The organism is Mesorhizobium sp. M7A.F.Ca.ET.027.02.1.1, from assembly GCF_004022985.1.
Taxonomy (GTDB): Bacteria; Pseudomonadota; Alphaproteobacteria; order Rhizobiales; family Rhizobiaceae; genus Mesorhizobium.
In genome coordinates, this window is sequence record NZ_RZOL01000657.1 from 1 (window position 1) to 2,028 (window position 2,028).

A 2,028-nucleotide genomic window follows, 5' to 3' on the forward strand; every position below is an offset into this window, starting at 1 on the left:
CTTCAACGCCGCGTAGTAGCGCACCTCGCGCCGAAGCCGCTGCTTTTCCAGCAACGCGGCCTGCATCGCCTCGACGCGCTGCTGCTCTTTCTCCAGCGCGCGCTGGGTCAGGAACTGCGCCAGCGGCTCACTGTCGAATGCTCGTTTGACAGCGCCGAACGGCCCCTCGGCGGTGAAATTCACGACCGGCTCGGAGCCGACCAGTGCCTCGTCGCCAGGCCGATAGGTGATCGCACCCTTGGCCGACACCGTGGCCGCGTTGAGATCCGCCGTGACGTCGGCGGACAAGGTCGCCGCTGGATTTTCCAGGCTGACAGGCGGCGCCCGCAGCGTGCCGCCGGCGACCGTGAAGGCGACGTCGGTATCGCCAGCGGCGAAGCTGCCATTAGCGGCGATGTCAGGCGCAAAGCCGGCGGTCTTGGCCGCGTCGATGTCGCGCCCGATCGCATCCGCCTTGGCGAGGAACGCGCTGAACGCATCTGGATTGACACCAGCAACTTTCACGCCCTTCAACGCCGCCGTGCCGGAGCCCGACAAGGCGGCCACCATCCCTTCGACCGATTTGCCGCTGCTTGACAGCGCCGTCGAGAAATCGCCGATGCCGCTGATGCCGGCATCCGGCAGCACGGTCGCCAGATCGGCGCCCGCCAGTTTCATCTGGCCAGAGAACAGGCCGGTGCCGTCATTGTTCTTCAGTTCGAACAGGCCGGTGAGCGCCCCGCCCAGCAATTTCGCCTTCAAATCCGAAACGCGGATGCCTTCCTGGTCGAGCCTGAGCGAAAAGGCGGCATCATAGGCGGTGGCGAACCGACCGGCGGCGAGCGCTGCCGTCGTCAGGTCTAGGTCGGCGGTGAACGGCAGGTTGGATTTCTGGCTGAACGGTGTCGCCGGCCACACGCCACCCTTATTGGTTTCTTCCTTGTCGGCAAGAAAGGCGGAATCGCCGAACAGCGCCACCGCCATCGGATCGAGGTCGAGTTCGTCGAGCATCAGCGCCCCGGCCAGATGCGGCACGCCGGCCTTGCCGTCGACCCCCTCCTTTACATCGATATTGACGTCGCCGGACACCGCCGCTTCGTTGATGGCGCCGTTGAGTTCGTCCAGCACCAGCAGGCCGTTGCCATAGTCGCCCTGTGCCGAAAACGACGTCGACATGCCCGCCCCCATGCCCGGCAGGCCGATACCTGTCGTCATCAGCCATGGCTCGATGTCGGCGGCATCGAGGCTGAGCTTGCCCTTGGCGGCGAAGCCTTGCGGCGTATCGGCGATCGTCCCCTCGAAACCCGCCTTGAAGTCGTTGCCGGCAAGGCTGAAATTCGTCGTCAGGCCGCCACCAAGCGTTCCCTTGGCCTGAATGTCGGTGCTTGCCTCGCCCAGCATGCCGAGCGGCAGTGCCGGCAGGCCGTAGAGGGCCAGCAGCGTGGTGGCATCAGGGTTTTTGGCATTGAAGGTAAGCGCCACCGGCGCTTCGAGAAGCTTGTCCACCGCCCCCTTTCCCGACAGCGATGCGGAAAAGGCCGAGCCGCCGGCCTTGCCTTGTCCGCTCACCGCCAGGCCCGTGGTGCCGTCGCCATTGTCGGCCGCACTCGCCACGAGGTCGACACGCGCATCCTGGAACAGCTCGGGATAGGCTGCGGCACGGCTCGCCAGTCCCTTGAGCACGGCGCTGTCGGGATAATGCCGGGCGGCGACGTCGATCAGCGGCTTCAGATCGACGGCAACCACCGATGCATCGAGCTTGCCGGTCGGGCTCGCCGGGAAATCCTTGATCCTGCCGGTGGCGCTGATCGAGGCGCCGGCCAGCCCGCCCACCGACAGCCGGTCGATTTCGAGCAGTCCGTCGCGCAGCCTGAGCGCCGTGTCGACGGTATCCGCGGTCAACCCGCCAGCGTTGACCGGCCCTGCCTTGATCTGGAAATCGAGGTCGCGGTCGGCAAAGCGATTGGCGCCCTTGTCGCTGACGAAGATCGAGGCGAAGGCCGCCAGCCCGTCGACATCGAGGTCGCCCCCTTCGAGACGCATCAGCAC

Annotated in this window: 1 protein-coding gene; it reads right to left on the bottom strand. The window is 66.2% G+C overall.

Translation table 11 applies throughout. The annotated features are described in order from the left end of the window. The coding region (locus tag EN749_RS34790; RefSeq protein ID WP_281061948.1) for an AsmA-like C-terminal region-containing protein at window positions 1-2,028 on the bottom strand (2,028 nt) is incomplete at both ends.